The sequence below is a fragment of the Microvirga flocculans ATCC BAA-817 genome, from assembly GCF_000518665.1.
In the GTDB taxonomy this organism is placed as follows: Bacteria; Pseudomonadota; Alphaproteobacteria; order Rhizobiales; family Beijerinckiaceae; genus Microvirga; species Microvirga flocculans.
In genome coordinates this window covers 217,438-235,051 of sequence record NZ_JAEA01000008.1, presented here as the reverse complement: position 1 = coordinate 235,051, position 17,614 = coordinate 217,438, and the positions used below count along the sequence as shown (strand labels likewise).

Here is a 17,614-nt window from a genome sequence, read left to right as displayed (position 1 = left end):
CCAGCGGCTTGGCTCGAGCGTGCCAAGTTGGCTTCACGGGTCGTATTATGGTCATGCACGCTCATGGCTGCCCCGGGGGTTGTGCAACTAGAAGGACTTGATAAAGGTTAGGTTGTTGCGGGGAGTGCGTATGCAGCCGAAAGTGAAAAGGGGTGTTCCATGTGAGGAACGCCCTGGCTCGACAGCATTGAGACAGCCGGATTGGGACGGCATACGGATCTTTCTCGAGGTTGCCCGTCGCGGAAGCTTCCGGTCCGCTTCCGAACATCTTGGGCATTCGATCAATGTGCTGCGCCGCCGCATCCAGGAGCTTGAGGAGCAACTCGGCACCGTCCTGATGACGCGCCACGTCGACGGGATCCGGCTGACGCCTGAGGGCTCCAAGATCCTGGTTTCCGCTGAGCGGATGGAGGTGGCAGCCTTCGATCTGACCCGGACCCGTGACCAGGCCGTTCCGCTGCTCTCGGGTGAGGTGAAGATCGCCGTCACGGAAGGGCTCGGAACCTTCTGGCTTGCGCCGCGCCTCGTCGAGTTCCAGCGCGGATATCCGCGCCTGATCGTCGACCTGAACTGCGGCATGCGCTCCGCCGACGTCCTGCGCATGGAAGCGGACGCATCGGTGCAGCTGACGCAGCCGACCGCGCCCGACCTCAAGGTGGTCAAGCTAGGGCGTCTCCATTCAATGCCCTATGCGTCGCGGTCATATATCGACACGTACGGGGCTCCGAAGAGGTTCGAGGAGATCTTCCAGCACCGCATCGTGCTGCAGATGGCGGAGCAGACCACGACCAAGCAGGTTTTCGAACAGCTTGCCGGCGGCGTTCCTCAAGAAGGATTTGTCGCCATGCGCACCAACGTGAGCAGCGCGCACTACTGGGCGATCGCCAAAGGCGCTGGGATCGGCTGGCTGCCGACTTACGCCTCGGCGATCGGGGCGCGGATCGTCCCGCTCGATCTTGATCTCCGGTTTTCTTTCGACATCTGGCTGACCTATCATCCGGAAGCAAAGCGCATTCCCAGGATCAGGCGGAGCATTGAGTGGATCGTCGAGAGCTTCGACGCCCGTCATTTCCCGTGGTTTCGGGACGAGTTCATTCATCCGAAGGATCTGCCGCAGGAATATAAGGGGCAGCCGCTCGTGAATTGGTTCGAGGGATTTGCGGGAGCTTCCTAAGGGAAAAATCCCAGCTGAACTTCCAGGATGGTATTGAAGGTAGCTACCATGACAAAGAAAAAGCCCAGCGCACGGGACGAGGAGATCGGCCGCCGCATCCGTGCGCGGCGCGCATCGATCGGGATGTCGCAATCGGTCCTCGGGGAGAAGCTCGGGGTGACCTTCCAGCAGGTCCAGAAGTACGAGAAGGGCATCAACCGGATCGGATCCGGACGCCTGGAAGAGCTGGCCCGGGTCCTCAATGTGCCGATCACCTTCTTCTATGACGAAGTAGAGCCCAACGAGGGGGATCCGAACAGCATCCTCGGGCTCGCCAACACCGTTCAAGCGTTCAGGCTGCTGAAGGCGTTCTCAACGATTGAAAGTTCCGACACGCGCCAGGCGATCGTCAATCTCGTGGTTCAAATCGCCTCCGGCGGTACGGGCGGCGATAAAACACTGCAACCTTCGAAAGGCACATGATACTGGCCTACGCCCCGATGCAGTCTTTGGCAGATATAAATGGCTTCTGCAGCCAAGTGTTCATGCCATCGCTCGGTCGGAGCGGCTGTCAGAGATTAAAGGGCGACCGACGCTAACATATCGGAAGCCGGTCCGCTCGAGTTCCCGCGGATCATAGACGTTGCGTAAATCGACGATTACCGGTTCGAGCAGAAGGTGTTTCAGACGCCCCAGATCCAATGCGCGGAACACATCCCATTCCGTCACGATGACCAACGCGCTGGCATCATGGGCGCAAGCGTAGGGATCCGGCGCGAATTCCACATCCGGCAAGAGATCTCGAGCCGCCTCCATCCCCTCCGGATCATAGGCGCGCACCCTTGCTCCTGCATCCTGCAGGGCCGTGACGATCGCGAGAGACGGGGCGTCTCTGAGATCATCCGTGTTGGGCTTGAAGGTCAGGCCCAGCAGCGCCACCGTCTTTCCACGGACCGAACCGCCACAAGCCGCGATAATCTTCCGGCTCATGGCGCGCTTGCGCTGGTCGTTGACCGACGCAACAGTCTCGACCAGCCGGACTGGAGAAGCGTGGTCTTGTGCTGTCTTGATCAGGGCTAAAGTGTCCTTTGGGAAACACGATCCGCCATAGCCGGGGCCAGCATGCAGGAACTTCGGGCCGATCCGTTTATCCAGGCCGATCCCGCGGGCGACATCCTGGACATCCGCCCCGACCTTCTCGCACAGGTCGGCCATTTCATTGATGAACGTGATCTTCGTCGCCAGAAAAGCGTTGGCGGCGTACTTCGTCAGCTCTGCCGTGCGTCGAGACGTGACGACAAGCGGCGCTTGATTGAGGTAGAGGGGCCGGTACAGCTCCGCCATGACGGCCTGTGCGCGACCGTCCTCAGTCCCGATCACGATTCGGTCCGGACGCTTGAAATCCGAAATGGCCGCGCCCTCGCGCAGGAACTCAGGGTTGGAGACCACCGCGTAGTCCGCATCGGGACGGGTCTCACGGATGATCCGCTCCACCTCGTCGCCGGTACCCACGGGCACGGTCGATTTAGTGACCACCACCGTATAGCCATGCATTGCTCCGGCAATGTCTCGTGCCGCCTGATAGACGTAAGAGAGATCGGCATGGCCGTCGCCGCGGCGGGACGGGGTGCCGACGGCGATGAAGACCGCAGACGCTGATCTGACGGCCTCTTGCAGGTCTGTCCCGAATGTCAGTCGTCCGCCTCTCACGTTGTCCGCGACGAGATCCTCAAGCCCAGGCTCGAAGATTGGGATCTGACCCTTGACGAGGGCGTCGATCTTCCCCTGGTCCGTGTCGATGCAGCAAACTTCATGGCCGAAGTCCGCAAAGCATGCTCCGGACACCAGCCCGACATAGCCGGCCCCAATCATCGCGATGCGCATAGTATTTTCCTTGGGCGAAACAAGCGGATACGGCCGCTCGATAGAGAAGGGTGGATGGACAAGGTGCGCCTTCGCAAGCCGGGACTGCCATGGTCTGGGCAGAGGGCACTTTACGGTGTGGCGGGATGCCGGTCACACCGCTCGGGCAGGCCGCAGAACGGAGTGGATCATGGCCACGGCCAGTGCGGTACTCGCCAGAAGCGTCACCACGCCGAAGAGAGTTCCTAAAGACAGATATGCGATGCCGTAGCTCAGGGCGATCGGACTCAGGAGCTTGGCGACCCCGTTGATCAGGCCTAACGTCCCGAAAAGGCCGGTCTTGGCTCCGTCTCCTATCGAAAGCAGGATCCAGTCGGTACATGCCGAGGCGCAGAGGCCCGCTCCGGTGGTCAGGAAAGCGATGCTCACCATCAGGTTCACGGTCCCGCTGCCCGCAACCTGAAGCAGTGCGCCAAGAGCCAACAGGCCGATAGAGTAGAGAGCGAGGCGCTTGCTCTCCACCTTTTTATGAATGAGCGGAAATACGAAGAGCTGCGCGGAGGCGTTGCACAAGCTGAAGAACGAGTAGGCGAAGCCGATGACCGCCGTGTCGGATCCCTCGCTGAGCGAGACCCAACGATACAAAACACTGAACACCCCCGAATAGATGAAAAGGGCGGTCACCGATACAATCACGGGGACCACGACGATGGAGAGCATCGTCGTGGTTCCGTTCCCGGGCTGCTGACTCCAAGCGTGAACCTTCCGCTCAGCGGGTGGGGCCTCTGAGGCCAGCGCATTTCTGATCGCGACGGCGAAGACCAAAGAGGCCAGGCAGGATAGAGCGCCAGCGACCGCGACCGCCGTCTCGATCCCCTGACCCGATATCGAGTTCAGGAAAAGCCCCGACAGGGCAGGACCGACAACGAATCCGACAGGGATCAGCCCTTGTATCCACGAGGCAACGACGCCTCGCGTTTCCCGCGGAACTGAGGCGCTTAGTGCCGCCAGCAGCGTCGGGATGCCAGCTGCGTGAACACCGCCCACGAAACGCCAGAACAACAGCTCTCCGAAGCTGTCGGAAAAATAAGTCCCGCAAATGCTGACGCTGCTCAGAGCAAAGACAACGATGCAGATGTATTCCGCTCTGATGCGCTCTGCCGCCCGCCCGACTAGAGGAGCTCCGACAATGCTGACCCCAGCACCGATGGCGAAGAGAAAACCTGTCTGGCCGACACTGACGCCGAAGCCTTGAGCGTACAGTCCGAGGACAGGGTTGATCATGCCGAAAGAGATCGTCATGAGGAAGTGGCCCAGGAAGACCGGGCCGATCCGGGTGAACAATTTCGCGCTCCGTTGAATGTGGCTCAGACAGCAATCCGTTCGTCACGGTGCACAGCGTCAAAGCGCTGTGGCAGACGAAGTCCCGAAGCCGAAAGCATGCTGCGAATGTCCGCGCCATAATGGGCCGAGGAGAGGATGACGAGACGCTCCCAGGCAGAAACGTAGATGCCTTCGGCCTCGAGCGTCTTCAGGTGCGCTAGCGCTGCGTCGTCGTCCAATTCGGGAAACAGGAGCAATCCGGCAATGGCGCTTCCCAGCAATGTGGAAGCGTGCCCTCTGTCCTGGTGGCGAAGCTGCCCCTGCAACCTGATCCCGGCCGCCATGAGCAGCGTCCAAGCATCCAGGCCTGAACGATCATGCCATGCCGCATCCGACGGAGTCATGATCGCCCCCAACTTGCCTGCTAGGTCCACAAATTCGGGAAGTGCCGTTAGCAGCGCTCTGGTCGCGAGGTGCGCGATGCATCTCGGCAGGTCCGTATCGATCCTCGTCCCCTCCATAGACGCGAGGGCGAGGCGGGCCTGCTCCAAGGCTTCACGATGGAGACCTGAAGTCCTGCCGAACCGCCGCGCTTCAGCGCCGGTCCTGACAAGGGCGCGAAGGCGCTCGGGATCCGTGAAGATCAAGAGTTCCCGAGCCATCGAGACAGGATCATCGGAGGTATGGATGAGGTTGACGGAGCGGTTGCAGCCGGCGAAATCGTAGCGCAGGTCGCCCGGTCTGGCCTGATAGGGGTTCGACGGCCCTTTAAGGGACGCAAGCTCAGCATGGAGGGAGGCCGGAAGGGGGCCCGGTCGGGTCACAACCATGATGAGGGAGGGCCCCATCGTGTAAAGCTGCCTGTTCACCCACCAACTGGCGATCTGGTTCTGCGAGTTCCGAAGGGTCAGGTTGAACTTGTAGAGATCTTCGAAGTATCGCTCGCGCGGGTTCAACACAGGCAGGGCCGCTACAGCATGGTAGCCTTTATCGAAGATGGCGGCGAGGATGCCGTCCGCCTTGCCCGACCTGATCGCGTCGGGCTTCAGCAGCAACATGGCTAGACTGCCGAGGGCAGGGACAAGATCCTCACCCAAAAGGCCGTTGAGCGATCCTAACATCTCCTCGTGGAAGCCGCCGTCCACATAGTAGTTGGATCCGCAGCTGAGCTGCTCAGGCGTAAACGGCGCGGTCTTCATGCTGGGTCATCCATTTGCTGAGAAGCGCAAAGCCGCCGACGAGGGTGCTTGTGATCTCTTCCTCATTGTCCCTGACGAAATGATCAAGGTCTCTGACATGCACGAAGGTCAGATCCGCGAGCTCGCTGCTCCAATCAAGCTCGCTTAAGTCCGCTTTGGCGAGAGGGAGCCGGCATCCGAAGGAAATCTCAGGGTGGCAACTTAGCTCGTCATAGACAATACCAAGGCCTTCCAAGGCCTCCTCTGGGAGGGCCAAGCCGAATTCCTCTTTGACCTCGCGCTGCGCGCAATGGAAGAGATCGGGACGCCCTGTATGCCGGTCGCAATCTTGCTGCCGGTCAAAGAAACCGCCGAAGGTAAAGAACCGGCCGGGGTTCACCTCCGCCTTTGACGAGCGCCGCCCGACGGGTATGAACCCGTCGGCGCTGATCGGGATGATGGCCGTTCCGATCGGGTCAGCCCGTTTCATCGTGCAAGATGGGAGGCGCGTCGCGATATACTCTTTGTACGAAGTATCTCCGAGATGCAGCACAATCCCTTCCGGTCTCGCAGAAAAGCTGTCCAGCCGATAAAGCTCGGAGTCGTACAAGTCGCGCCCTTCGGCTCTGGAGCGCAGCTCCCGCTGCAGCCACACCTCATCAATATGGCTCGTCTCCCCGTTGCTTCGGTCTGCGGACCAGGCACGAGGCTGATAATCGATCGCTAAGGATCGGCGCGTGAAGCCGCGGTCAAGCAGTATGCGATATGTCGGTTTCGTCATGGATAGTGGATCCTGCCCGCGCCTTGATCGCGTCGAGCCATTCCGTGAGAGTGTGGATGCCCCATACAAGGCGATCGTCCAGCCGCGAAGCCTCAGCCGCCAGAGAATCGATGAAATGGGCAGAGAAGAACCGGTCCAGCCCTGTGCCTCCGTCGCGGATCCGTCGGCAGACCTGCTCGGCGACAGGCTGCGTCAGCCACGTGCCGGGCGGAACCTTGAATTTATGCTTGGGCTTGCTCCATACGGATTCCGGTACGGATCCGCGATGGAAAGAGCGCAGGAGCTCCTTGCCGCTACAGCCGCGCAAATGCTCGTGGTTTGACAGGCCGGCGACGAACTGCATGCACAGCCGGTGAGCCAAGGGGAAGCGGGGACGGGCCCCGATGACATCTGCCGCGGCCCGGTCCTTCGCGATGACGTTCTCGGGAAGCCAAGTGCCGATTTGCGCCGCCTTGACCGCCTGGAAGCAGTCTTGCGGCTCTGCCGCGACCATCAGCGATTCCAACAGTTTGGCAGCGCGGTCTTGTTCCTCTTCGATTTCCGCAGCGAGCGAGGAGCTCAGCATATGACGGCGGTCATCTATGCTGGTCGCCGCGGATGCGCGCAGGTAGGTGCTCGCGAGATCGCTCGCAGTAAGGAAGGGGGCTGCCAGATCAACGTGTGCGGGCCAGCGCCGGGGAGGGCCCCAAAGCTCGTCACCACCTTCGCCCGAAACGATGCTGCTCAGGTCATGGCCGCAAGCGGATAGCAACGCGCCTGTCGGAATGAGGGCCCGGTCGCAGATTGGCTCCGCCAGGAAGCCGATCAGCCGCGCCAGGTCTCCACGAGGCTGGGCTGTGACCACATGGGTCCGCAGTGAAAGGCCAAGGTGAGCGCTCAGATCTCGGACATACGGCGTTTCGTCGAACTCCGGATCTTGGAAGCTGGCCGTCAGGAGAACAGGCTCGGCTCCGACACGCTTCAGCCAAAGCGCGTTGGTCGTTGAATCGACGCCGCCGCTCGCCAAAACGCCCACCTTGCGGCCTGCGACCGAATCCCGGAGCTGCCCGTATACTTCGCCGAACACATCCTCGAGCTCTCGTCCGGACAGGGTGTTGGAGCCGAAGCGAAGGGGAGAGAGCCTCTGAACGCCGACGAGCGCGCCATCATGGATGCGGTTGGTCCTGACCTCGCCCGGATGAAGCTTTTGGACGCCGCTCAGCAGGGTGAAGGGTGCAGGCGTGTACTGGAATGTGAGGTACTGGATAAGCCCCTTGGGGCATACGGACAGCTTGTCTCCAGGCCGGATCAGGAGTGCAATGTCATTGGCGATAGTTGTTCCCTGCCGCGTGTCGGCGAAGAAAAGACTTCCCAAACCGACGGGATCGCGGGCCGCATGGATTTCACCCGCGGCATGGTCGACCAGCAGGAAGCTGGCCCGGCGCGTGAAATCGGACAATGCAGCCGGCCCCCGCTCCGCATACGCTGAGGCAAGTTCTTCTTCGACTTTCCAGGGCTCTTCTTCCAGAGCCTCAACAACGGCGACGGATATTTTTCCGAATTCCTTAAAGCCAGAAAGACGGAGCCCGTGCGTTACCGAGGCGGATACACGACAGGAGCGCTTCATCGGCTTGCCCCTGCGAGTTTCTTGCCCTCACTGAGCGTGAACACATTATGCGGCGATGCGCACAAGACCTCGGTCACGTCCGACCCCTGGATGAAGTGGGCGTGCCAGAGCTCGAGGGACATCAAGCCCCAGATCAGCTTGCGGTAGTTCTTTTCGCTGCGCTCGTGCCGACTAAGAACATCCTCGAGAGCGTTGATCCCGATCAGGCCCGATACGAGGCCGCCTTGACGCAGGAGGACTGCTCTGACCAGAGGGGACAGGACGCTCCTGTACCATCCTCCTTCAGGAGCGACAAAGCCCATCTTCTTGCGGTCCAGGATATGCGCCGGCAGTCTTCCGCGCATCGCGCGCCGCAGGAGATGCTTGCTGGGTTGGGTGGGATCATGACGCCAGCCGACGGGACTTGTCCTCACAAACTCGAAAAGATCGTTGTCCAAGAAGGGGTAACGCCCCTCCAAACTGAAGTATCCTGCCAGCTTGTCAGCCTGGACGAGCAGGTACTGCATGAAATGGCGAGACTCATAGGACATGATCTCATCGAGGGCGTCGGCGGACGGGGATCTGTCGAAATCGGCTTGGAAGCGGTTCCGGACATTGCTTCGCACTGACGGGTCAATTCTTCCGAGAGACGACAGCCAGCTCTCGTCGCCCGCGCAGAGGGCCGAGAAATATGCAGACGCACGCTCGTCCCGCACGGGATTCTGGCTCAATGCATACTTCCACCAATAGCCGCCGAAGAACTCGTCGCCACCCTCACCACTGAAGAAAACTCGGGCAGAGCCACTGATCTCCCTAGCCAAAAGGAAATGGGGCACGCAAGAATTCCCTTTGGGCTCTTCCAAAGCCTCAACGAGAGCAGGGAAAATGTCGTAATAGTCGGAAGGGGAGACGCTTACCGTGCCGTGACTAACGCCGACGGAGGCTGCAACCTCTGCCGCATAGTGAGCTTCCTCGAACTCCTCCTCTCCAGGATAGAGGCCCGACGTGTCACTGCCATATGTACAGCAATAGGTCCTCAAATCCTGAGGGGCTTCACCCCTCAAAGTCGCGACGATGGCGCTTGAGTCCAGGCCGCCGCTGAGGTGAGCGGCCAGCGGCCCGCCCACGCGGGATTGCCTCTTGGCAGACTTGGCGAAGAGATCGTAGCAGAGGTCTACTGCCTTGTCCGTAACCGCTCCTTTGCCCGGATCGGCCTGGAACGTGGTCTCGACGAACTGCTCCGCATGCAACTCAACGGCAGCATCGGAGAAAACGGAAAGGGTTGCGGCCGGGAAGTGGCGTACCCCCTTGAACAAGGTGCGGTTGTCAAAGGTATCGAGCAGATGGAGGTATTCGCGCAAGGATTGCTCGTCCACATCTACCGCCACGTCCGGATGGGCGAGGATCGAGGATATCGATGAGGAGAAAATCTTGAGGCGCGAGGACATGAAGCAGTAAAGGGGCTTCTGCCCGAAACGGTCACGAGCAACGATGACCCGCCCTGTTGCAGCGTCATGAATGACAAGGGCGAACATGCCGTTGAGCTTCGCGACGAAGTCCGTGCCGAAATGCTCATAAGCCCTGAGGATCACCTCGGTGTCCGTATCGGTTCTGAACCGGATGCCCGCAGTTCCCAACTGCTCGCGAATTTCCAGGTAATTATAGATCTCGCCGTTGAAGCATATGGAAAGCCGGCCGTCGTCGCTTGCCATCGGCTGCCGCGACATGGCGTCCGGGAAAATCCGCAGCAGATTATGGCCGAGGGCGACGGAGCCTGAGACCTTCACGCCAGCTTCATCCGGCCCGCGGCGCATCTGATGCCGGAGCATCTCGGAAACGAGCCCCGCTCTCTTATGCGCCGGAGCGGGACGGTCATCAATGATCGCAAGTATGCCGCACATGATCGGGGGCTGCCTCCGACGTGTCTCGTCGTGCTGATGGTTCGATTCGAAATGAGAAGACGGCGGGCTTCGTCAGTCGAAGGAGTAGGTGAACTTGGACCTCACCGAGGCCAGCGTTCCCTTGACCATGGGGTTGAGGCACAGGTAACCCTCAACTTTCTGACGGATGCCATCGATGGCGGACACGAGCTGGTCGCGATCCTGGATGTCGCGGATGCTGAGGAAAGCATGGTGAACGATCTGCTCGATCAGCGCTTGGCCTACCGGGTCGAGCTTGCTCGCAACGCGGTTCAGGTGCTTCCAGGTCCATTTCTCGTTCTGATCCGTGATCCCTCCCGCACCAAGGAACGCCATCGCGGCTCGAACCATGCATATCCTGACGATGCCGCAGAGCGTGGCCGGATCCTCGTTCTTGAGCGAGATCACGTCCTCGAAATACTCCAGCATCTGGATGGTGTTGTAGACGGCGAAATAGATGGGCAGGAGATCGGCCTTGAAGCTGCTCTTGAACAGGTCGATCTGCTGCTCTCCGGAGATGGCCCATCCGTGTCGCAGCATGTCGATCAGACGCACGTCCTCCTGCGAGAGCTCGGGAATCGGCTCTGACGAAGACTGTGTCGTGAAGAAGCGGTAAAGCGAGCCAACGCTTGTCTTCAGTTCCGAGAGCGTCTCTAAGGAAATCGCTTCGACATCGATTTCGATGCCATTCAGGGAAACCTTGTGCATGTAGGTGCGCGAGTTCGCCCCTGCCTTGAGGACCAGGGTCGGGCTTCCCGGCAGATGATCCGCCTCACGCTCCGTTATGACCAACAGGTCAATGTCGGATTCCGGCTTGGCGAAACCCTTCGGGATGGAGCCGACAACGACAATTCCAGGGTCCACCGTGTCTTTCACGACCGTCGAGACCAAAGACCTTGCCGAGACGCCATTTTTCGCCAGTAGGTTGTTGAACTCCAAACCTGACTTAACGTGAGTGAACTCGGAAATGCTGCTTTTCAAGGTGCGCCCCTGTTGCTTCTGGTTGTAGGTTTGTGGTCTTAGACCTGATGATTGCGCCCGCTTACACAGCCGGCTCAACAATGTAAAGTTACAACATGTGGATAAATTAGAGCTGTGGTTGTATCGAGGGGTGGGCTCGTGTGATCAGCGGCAGGCAACAGGAGCATGACGCCGTGAAGGCCTCGAAGCGCCATTTGGTCTGGACCCTCGCTAAGGCCGGACTGTCCATAGCCGGCTTGGTGTACCTGCTTGCCTTGGCATGGCTTTACATTGGGCAGAGGGAGTTCGTTTTCTCGCCGGATCGCGTACGCATGTCCCCGCAATCCCTAGGTCTGAGTGGGCTTGAGGCCGTCGAGCTTCAGACCCGAGACGAACAGGTTCTCCAGGCTTGGTACCGTCCGCCACCCGAGCGCGGATGGGTCTTCCTCTATTTTCACGGAAAAGGCGGAGCGCTCGGACGTCGCGTCGATCGCATCGAGGGACTCCTCAGCATCGGAGGCGGCCTCTTGGCAATCGATTACAGGGGGTTCGGGGGCTCAACGGGCGCTCCGAGCGAAGCCGGATTGCGCATGGATGCTGAAGCGGCATACCGCTGGCTGGCCGCTCGCGTCGAGCCAAGCCGAATCGTTGTAGTGGGCGAATCCTTGGGATCGGCTCTCGCCGTACATGTGGCTGCTCAAGAGAAGGTAGCGGCCGTTATCCTCCAGGGATCATTCACGTCGATCGCGGCCGTCGCCTCGCATCGGTACCCTTGGTTTCCTGTTCAATCGCTGATCCGGGATCCCTTCCGGTCAGACCTGCAGATCGCAGCTGTCCATGCGCCAATCCTGTTTCAGCATGGAGAACAAGATAGGACAGTCCCGATTGGTTTCGGCGAGGGATTGTTCAAGTTGGCGAACAAGCCAAAGACATTTGAGCGATTTCGGCCCGCGGCGCATAATGACTTGTTTAAATTTGGTGCTAGGGAATCGATAGTGCGCTTTTTAGAAAGCCGTATTTCTGACGTTTCGATAGCGCCGCAAAGGAAAACTATTCGCGCCAAATCTGTCGATTCTACCGTTCTCTCCACCATCCCACTCATCGAAGAACATCTTTGAAGAGCAAAACCATAGGTCCTAAGGGCCGCTCGGATCCACGGGCGCTGTAATCTGCACGGCACCGAGCGCCCGGAATCGTGGCCCCGGAAAATCCAAGGCCGCCAACAGCTCGTCGCCGAGGAAGCCGAGCGGGCAGGCCGTCAGGCCGAGCCACTCCGCACACAGGCACAAAACGGCGACCACGCAGCCGGCGTCGCGCAGGACCAGGCTCTCGGGATTTTCATAGGCCGCCTCGACCTTGCCGACGTCGGCGACGAGCCGGAGCGTACACCCGCGCGACGCGCCCAGGATCTCGCCCACGACCGCCGCGTTCTTCGCGGAGACATCCTCGTGGTCGACGTCGAGCACATGGAAGGCATGGTCATGGGCATCGTAGAGGCGGACGCGCCCGTCGCCATCGCCATTGATGCAGACCAAGTGGATCGGATGCAGTCCGCCCGCCGACGGGCTGGCGCGCCGTTCGACCGGGATGCCCGCGCGGCCCGACGGGGCCCGGTCCTGGATGCCGGCGGCGTGCCACAGCAGCCCCGCGACTTCGGTCCAGCCGACCGGACCGGCGAGGCCGGACCGGCGCGAGCGTAGCACGTCGCCGAAATCCCGCGGGCGGGGAGCTTCCGGTCGCGCGAGCGGCTCCGTCTCCAAGACGCGAGGACGGAAGGCTTGCCAGGGGAGCGGCGTGCCGCGCGGACGCGGCTCTTCAGCGGGGATCCCAGCCAAGCTCTTCACATGTCCTGGAGTGCTTGAAGCAGCCGCGGCACCGGCCGCAGGCGTGATTGGCGACGTGGCATGAATGGGTCCAGGCGAGCACCTCCTTCGGGATCTGCGAGATCCTGACCAGATCGACGGCGGTCAGCTCGATGGCCGGGGCGGAGACGGTGATCCCGCCCTCCTGCAGCGCCATCACGGCGGACATCGCCTCGACGAATTCCGGCCGGCCGTCGGCGTGCGCGCCGTCGGTCAGGAGCGCGCCGATCATCAGGTGCGTCACGCCGAGCCTGACCGCCGCGATGCCGGCGAGGGTGAGGACCAGCTGGTTTCGGAACGGCCACCATTCCGGGACCGGCGCGATGTCCGCCGGAGGCAATCCCGCCATGTCGCCGGAGCCAAGGGAGGAGCAATCCGCGCGGACGACTTCATGGCGGATGCCAAGGGCCTTGCAGACCGCGCCGGCCGCCTCGATCTCGGCGTCCGCCGGGCGCTGACCGTAATCGACCGTGATCGCCACGTCGGGCCTCTTCCACCATGCGAGGCAGGCGGAATCCATGCCACCTGACAGAAGGAGCGCGATCATGGATGGGGGAGCCTCCAAATGGTCCGGTAGAGAGCCGTTGTGAAATCGTCCGTGACCTCGCATCCGGTGCCGACGATCATCTTGAGATCCTCTTCCCTGACGTTCTGGGCGAAGGCCACCACCGGGATCCCTCTCTTGACGGCATAGCCGATCTCGAAGACCGTTCCGGTATCGAGGCCGTTGAGGATGGCGAGGACCACGTCGGACCTTTCAAGGCCTTCGATATCGGCCGGCGCGACGACTTCGGCCAGGCCGGGGCCCACCGCGTGGACCGGGGAGAACACGCCCGCGCCGAAGTCCCTCAACAGCGTATAGGTTTCCTCCACGAGCCACCGTTGGCCGAGGTCGAAGAAAGGCGCGGCGAGGTAGACGAGCCCTGTTCCGGGGCTCACCGGCGGGTAGGCCAGGGCCCGCAGCGCCGCAGGATCAGGGATCGGGAGCTCCCGCGTGTCGCAGTACCGCGCCGTGGCGCGCGAGGCCAGGTCTGCCGCCTCCGCCGCCGGCATCTCCTGACAACCCCAGAAAGCGGCGAAGGCCGCCGAGAAGACATCGCCGGAGCCGATCTTCCAGACGCGCTCGGTCTGGTAGAGCGGCACGACGTCCTTCCCGCCGGAGGTGATGACCCAAGCGCCGTGCCCGCCCATCTTGAGGATGACGACCTCCGCGCCTTCCTCGCGCAGCAGCCATTCGGCTGCCGCAGCCGGATCGTCCAGGCCCGTCATCGACACGGCCTCGTACCGGTTGAGCACGATGGCAAGCCGCTTCGCCCTGGAGCCGTTCTCAGTGAAGCGCCTCGCGCCGAACGCCGACTGCGGGTCATAGACGGCGGTGCCAGCGTCGACGACCGCTTCTCCTTCCAGCATGCCGTAGCGCAGCACGACGTCGCCGTTCACCCGAATAGGCTCGCGGGCTACGATGCGGTCGGGAGGCGGACTGATGGTCGGCGTGGCAAGCGGGTGAAGATAGTGGAACTTGATCGTATCGGCGCTGGCGTGTCGTTCCAGGCCGGCCCGGGACCGCTGCGCCAGTTGGTCCGCCGCCCTCAGGTCCCTGTCGCTGACATACGACACCAGGGTGGTCTTGCCGTCGACAAGACCGGCCACGGCCGCGACGGCTCGACCGGCCGATCCGTAAAGCTCCTCCCAGAACGGTTGGATGCACACCTCGAGATAGACGCCGCCGACGACGGTGAGATCGGCCATCACACCGGCTCCACGCGGACCTCGTGAGCCCCGCCGACAATGTTGGTCACGACGGCCCGATAGGCGACGCCTTGGTTCTGGATGCAGTCGATGACGTCCAAATAGCCATAGAAGGTGAGGGAGCCGGCCAACTGCCCGGCCGCGTCCTCCACCACCAGGGCGGTGGTCGGCCCTGCCGGCCGCGTGCGGACGGCGAGGATGCTGCCGACCCTGAGGCCGGCGACCACAGCCGGCTTCGGGCTGGTGATGGTGCCGTTCCGGACCCGCATGCACGGGTTGTCGGACCCGCCGCCTCCGCTCCCTCCGCCCCCTAGGGAGCCGGAGCCGCCGTTGCTACTCCAATCGCTTGGACCTGACCCTGACACTGAATGCTCTCCTGTTCGAATCCAGCGCGAGCATTATAAAACTTCTGGTTTTGGTCAATGAGCTGGTTCAACAAGCGCTTGCTGACCCGGCGCATCGTGCCCCACATCACCGCGTCGACGACGGACGCCCGGGCCCCGGCGGCCAAGCAGAAGTCAAGAAACCGCTTTTCCAGCCCCAGATAATGGCGCGCCGGGCACGCCGATTCCGGGAAGACCCCCATGATCTGGCAGGCCCGGATGATGTGGACGTCGAGGATCGCCACCGCGTCGCTTGCCCGGCGGTTGCGGACGATCCAGGACGCCGTCTTGGGCCCGATGCCCGGCAGGGTGCAGAGCGCGTCCCGGAAGGCCACGTCGGACAGGCCGGCCTCGTCGATGGCCTTCAGGCCCCGAAGCGTTCCCGCCAGATAGCGCGCCCGCTGCCGCGCGAAGCGATAGCGGACCGGTCGGCCCCCGACCAGGAAGGGTTCGAGCAGCAGGCGCTCGCATTCCTCGTCCGACAGGAGGTTGTCCGCGGTGTCCGCCAGGGCCTTGCAGATGCGGTCCGACGCGGCCAGGCCGACCTCAGCCGGCATGCCGTGCCCGCCGAGCAGGCAGACGACAACCTCCTCGACGAGCGTTTTGCCAAGCCGAAAGGACGGGGCCTGGGCCTCGTCGCTCATCCACGCCTGGCTCACCCAGAAGGCCGGGGTCAGGGCATGCTCGAAGCTGCCCCAGCGGATCCCCGGCATCAGCCATGCGTCGGGATCGGGGAGGTCGAGGGCCGCGTATGTGCCAGCGATCTTCGCGATGACCTGTTGCATGTCCTGTGATCCTATGTAATGCATATATATTATGCATTTTGAGGCATCCGATGTCAACTGATCCTCCCGATATCCTGCGGCAAGTCCGTGGCCGGATGCAGGCCCTGCGCCTCACTCAAGCGGAGGTCGCCAAAGCCTGTAGGGTGACGCAGCCTCACCTGAGCAAACTGCTATCTGGCAAGATAAAAATGGGGCGAAAGACGGCGGCAGCGCTGTCGGAATGGTTGGCGCGGAGCGAGCTGCCGGCCGAGGAGAACGGCGAGTTGAGGCGGATCGTCGAGGGCCTCATGGCCGCGCCGCCGGAGAAGCGTATGCAAATTATGCAATTGTTGCGAGCCGTGCAGCAGATCGCCCATTAAGGCGACGGCTGCTCCCAGCATCTTAAGAGGCGTCAGCTGAGGAGTTTAGCGTCCCGTCGACGGAGCCCCACGATCAGGGGCAGCATCAGTAGCACGGCCCAGCATTTCCCGAGAATTTGCCCCGCCACGTAATCGAGGCTGCCGAAGGCGAGGCCGACGAACAGGACGCTGTCAGCAACGGCTCCAGCGACGCTGCTGAGCGCCACGGCCCAAACCAGCCTCTTGCGCTGGAGCGGGGTATAGACGGCGAAGTCGAGCGCCTCTGATACGAGAAACGACACGGCCGAGGCCAGGGCGAGGGAGGGGGAGGCGAGCAGGGCGGACAGGCCTGTTCCCGTCAAGATGGCCCCAAGGGCGACCGACGCACCAACACATCTCTGCACCAGGTCGCGCAACACGAGCGCGACGCCGACCATCAGCACGCCGCTCGGAGCCATCAGGCCTGGCGCGACGGGAATCAGGCACGGTCCTTGCGGGACGCAGACCGTGCCGACGTGGCCGATCAGCCAGTTCGCCGCCGGGATGCAGGCGCAGTACGCGGTGAAGAGCAGGAATCCTCGCGCCATCGCTGTGCGTGCGGACCGTGCCCGCCTGCCTGGCCACCAGTCTGACGAAATCCCGTCTGTCATGCTCCTCAGCATCCTCTCCGCCGGAAATCAGATCAAGAAAGATTGGAGGGACGACCCGCACCATAACGGCAGACAAAACCGAAATTCCAGAATGTGGCAGGGAGCCACCTGCTTGAGTTAGGGACTCTGACCGTCGTCAGGCCGCCTCGCTGTAGGGAGCCAACGCCGGAACCAGCTTCGGACAAGATGGCGGAAGATGGCCCATTTGGACTTCCTAGCAGCGGCAACACGCTCCTTCGTGGTTTCAGCGAGCTCGTCCATGTCCGGCATGGCTTCGATTGCAGTGCAGTTCTCGGGATTTTCTAGCCTATACCCATTGTCGGCAGGAAGGGTTCGAATCAAATCGAGGGCGTCGACATACTGCCGGTGCAGCCACAGATACTTCTCGGCGACACCAGCATTGTCATGCTGAAGCCCCTGCTCAATCAGCCTTGCCAGCTTCTCGAGATACTTGGGGTAGCGCTTGTCGTTCCCGCCAGCGACCTCAATCACCGATTTCCAAGACACATAGTCCAGAAAGAATAATCCATCGAGGTCTTTGGTGATGAACGCGCGGACATATTCCTCCTCCTCATCGGGGGCGTGACCGATGGCATGACTTTGGCGAGCAACTCGAACGACCTCGGGATCGATGATCACACGGGGATGCTTGGCCTTCTTGCTCTCCATCTCGTATGCGCGGACCATCGCAGGCCCGACGACATGCCGGTCGTGGTGGTAGAGGTCACCAACCGTCACCGCACCGCGGATGAGAAAGCCGCGCTCCACAAGCCCGATCACAGCCAGTGAGATCTGACTCAAGAGCCAGAAGACGGCGGACTCTTCGTCAATGCGGTAGGATAGGACAATCGAATCCGAGAATTGGGTGAGGCGTTGGCTCCCGAATATCTCAGGCTCCATTCCAATTTCCCCGAGGACATCCATGGCTCTCAGGATCTCTCCCAGATAATCTGGATCATGCGTGGTGCGCTCCACGATTTCTTTGAAGCCGAGGAAATCGATGAAGACGACGAGACGTCGTTCGTAGGTCGGGTTTGCAGCAGGATAAGATTGGGGATCGGGCATTGGATTTTCGGTGCGGTCGT

At 61.6% G+C, this 17,614-nt stretch carries 18 protein-coding genes; 4 read left to right on the top strand and 14 right to left on the bottom strand.

Annotated elements, in window-relative coordinates:
• The first annotated feature begins 130 nt into the window (after positions 1 to 130).
• Both L879_RS0110935 and L879_RS0110930 read left to right on the top strand, forming a co-directional pair.
• Positions 131 to 1,174 (top strand): LysR family transcriptional regulator, encoded by a 1,044-nt coding sequence (locus L879_RS0110935; RefSeq protein ID WP_027316141.1) that lies wholly within the window; start codon positions 131 to 133, stop codon positions 1,172 to 1,174.
• A 48-nt stretch (positions 1,175 to 1,222) separates the two neighbouring features.
• Positions 1,223 to 1,636 (top strand): helix-turn-helix domain-containing protein, encoded by a 414-nt coding sequence (locus tag L879_RS0110930; protein WP_027316140.1) that lies wholly within the window; start codon positions 1,223 to 1,225, stop codon positions 1,634 to 1,636.
• A gap of 60 nt (positions 1,637 to 1,696) precedes the next feature.
• Here L879_RS0110930 and L879_RS0110925 read toward each other — a convergent pair whose 3' ends face one another.
• From L879_RS0110925 to L879_RS0110895, 7 genes are all read right to left on the bottom strand, one after another.
• Positions 1,697 to 3,037 (bottom strand): UDP-glucose dehydrogenase family protein, encoded by a 1,341-nt coding sequence (locus L879_RS0110925; protein WP_027316139.1) that lies wholly within the window; start codon positions 3,035 to 3,037, stop codon positions 1,697 to 1,699.
• Between the two features lie 132 nt (positions 3,038 to 3,169).
• A complete protein-coding gene (locus tag L879_RS0110920) occupies positions 3,170 to 4,360 on the bottom strand; it encodes an MFS transporter (RefSeq protein WP_027316138.1) in 1,191 nt (396 codons plus the stop codon).
• A 23-nt stretch (positions 4,361 to 4,383) separates the two neighbouring features.
• The gene (locus tag L879_RS0110915; protein ID WP_027316137.1) at positions 4,384 to 5,538 is read right to left on the bottom strand and encodes a nucleoside-diphosphate kinase; all 1,155 of its coding nucleotides are present in this window, start codon (positions 5,536 to 5,538) and stop codon (positions 4,384 to 4,386) included.
• Entirely contained in the window at positions 5,513 to 6,298 is a 786-nt protein-coding gene (locus L879_RS0110910) for a hypothetical protein (RefSeq protein ID WP_154664175.1), read from the bottom strand. The genes L879_RS0110915 and L879_RS0110910 overlap by 26 nt, the downstream gene beginning before the upstream one ends.
• Entirely contained in the window at positions 6,267 to 7,904 is a 1,638-nt protein-coding gene (locus tag L879_RS0110905) for an asparagine synthase-related protein (RefSeq protein ID WP_027316135.1), read from the bottom strand. The genes L879_RS0110910 and L879_RS0110905 overlap by 32 nt, the downstream gene beginning before the upstream one ends.
• Positions 7,901 to 9,784 (bottom strand): asparagine synthase (glutamine-hydrolyzing), encoded by a 1,884-nt coding sequence (asnB, locus tag L879_RS0110900; protein WP_027316134.1) that lies wholly within the window; start codon positions 9,782 to 9,784, stop codon positions 7,901 to 7,903. The genes L879_RS0110905 and asnB overlap by 4 nt, the downstream gene beginning before the upstream one ends.
• A gap of 72 nt (positions 9,785 to 9,856) precedes the next feature.
• Positions 9,857 to 10,864, bottom strand: a complete 1,008-nt coding sequence (locus L879_RS0110895) for a nucleotidyltransferase domain-containing protein (protein ID WP_084020927.1) — start codon at positions 10,862 to 10,864, stop codon at positions 9,857 to 9,859.
• Positions 10,865 to 10,956: 92 nt separating this feature from the next.
• On the opposite strand from L879_RS0110895, the gene L879_RS21315 reads away from it, so the two are divergent.
• On the top strand, positions 10,957 to 11,880 hold the full coding sequence (locus L879_RS21315) for an alpha/beta hydrolase (RefSeq protein WP_154664174.1): 924 nt from the start codon (positions 10,957 to 10,959) through the stop codon (positions 11,878 to 11,880).
• 18 nt (positions 11,881 to 11,898) lie between these two features.
• Here L879_RS21315 and L879_RS0110885 read toward each other — a convergent pair whose 3' ends face one another.
• The 5 genes from L879_RS0110885 to L879_RS21310 form a co-directional block, all read right to left on the bottom strand.
• Positions 11,899 to 12,465 carry a nitroreductase family protein gene (locus L879_RS0110885; protein ID WP_161634659.1) on the bottom strand — a complete coding sequence of 189 codons (567 nt, stop codon included), beginning with the start codon at positions 12,463 to 12,465 and terminating at the stop codon, positions 11,899 to 11,901.
• A gap of 112 nt (positions 12,466 to 12,577) precedes the next feature.
• A complete protein-coding gene (locus L879_RS0110880; protein ID WP_027316131.1) occupies positions 12,578 to 13,171 on the bottom strand; it encodes a 7-cyano-7-deazaguanine synthase in 594 nt (197 codons plus the stop codon).
• Positions 13,168 to 14,373, bottom strand: coding sequence for a PfkB family carbohydrate kinase (locus L879_RS0110875; RefSeq protein WP_027316130.1), 1,206 nt, complete (start codon positions 14,371 to 14,373; stop codon positions 13,168 to 13,170). The genes L879_RS0110880 and L879_RS0110875 overlap by 4 nt, the downstream gene beginning before the upstream one ends.
• On the bottom strand, positions 14,373 to 14,738 hold the full coding sequence (locus tag L879_RS0110870) for a hypothetical protein (RefSeq protein ID WP_154664172.1): 366 nt from the start codon (positions 14,736 to 14,738) through the stop codon (positions 14,373 to 14,375). The genes L879_RS0110875 and L879_RS0110870 overlap by 1 nt, the downstream gene beginning before the upstream one ends.
• On the bottom strand, positions 14,684 to 15,541 hold the full coding sequence (locus L879_RS21310; protein ID WP_051435235.1) for an endonuclease III domain-containing protein: 858 nt from the start codon (positions 15,539 to 15,541) through the stop codon (positions 14,684 to 14,686). The genes L879_RS0110870 and L879_RS21310 overlap by 55 nt, the downstream gene beginning before the upstream one ends.
• Positions 15,542 to 15,591: 50 nt before the next feature.
• Here L879_RS21310 and L879_RS0110860 point away from each other — a divergent pair, with 50 nt between their 5' ends.
• The gene (locus L879_RS0110860; protein WP_027316128.1) at positions 15,592 to 15,900 is read left to right on the top strand and encodes a helix-turn-helix domain-containing protein; all 309 of its coding nucleotides are present in this window, start codon (positions 15,592 to 15,594) and stop codon (positions 15,898 to 15,900) included.
• A 32-nt stretch (positions 15,901 to 15,932) separates the two neighbouring features.
• On the opposite strand, the gene L879_RS0110855 is transcribed toward L879_RS0110860, so the two are convergent.
• Both L879_RS0110855 and L879_RS0110850 read right to left on the bottom strand, forming a co-directional pair.
• On the bottom strand, positions 15,933 to 16,466 hold the full coding sequence (locus L879_RS0110855) for a VUT family protein (RefSeq protein ID WP_027316127.1): 534 nt from the start codon (positions 16,464 to 16,466) through the stop codon (positions 15,933 to 15,935).
• Positions 16,467 to 16,646: 180 nt separating this feature from the next.
• Positions 16,647 to 17,594 carry a hypothetical protein gene (locus L879_RS0110850; RefSeq protein ID WP_027316126.1) on the bottom strand — a complete coding sequence of 316 codons (948 nt, stop codon included), beginning with the start codon at positions 17,592 to 17,594 and terminating at the stop codon, positions 16,647 to 16,649.
• Positions 17,595 to 17,614: the final 20 nt, after the last annotated feature.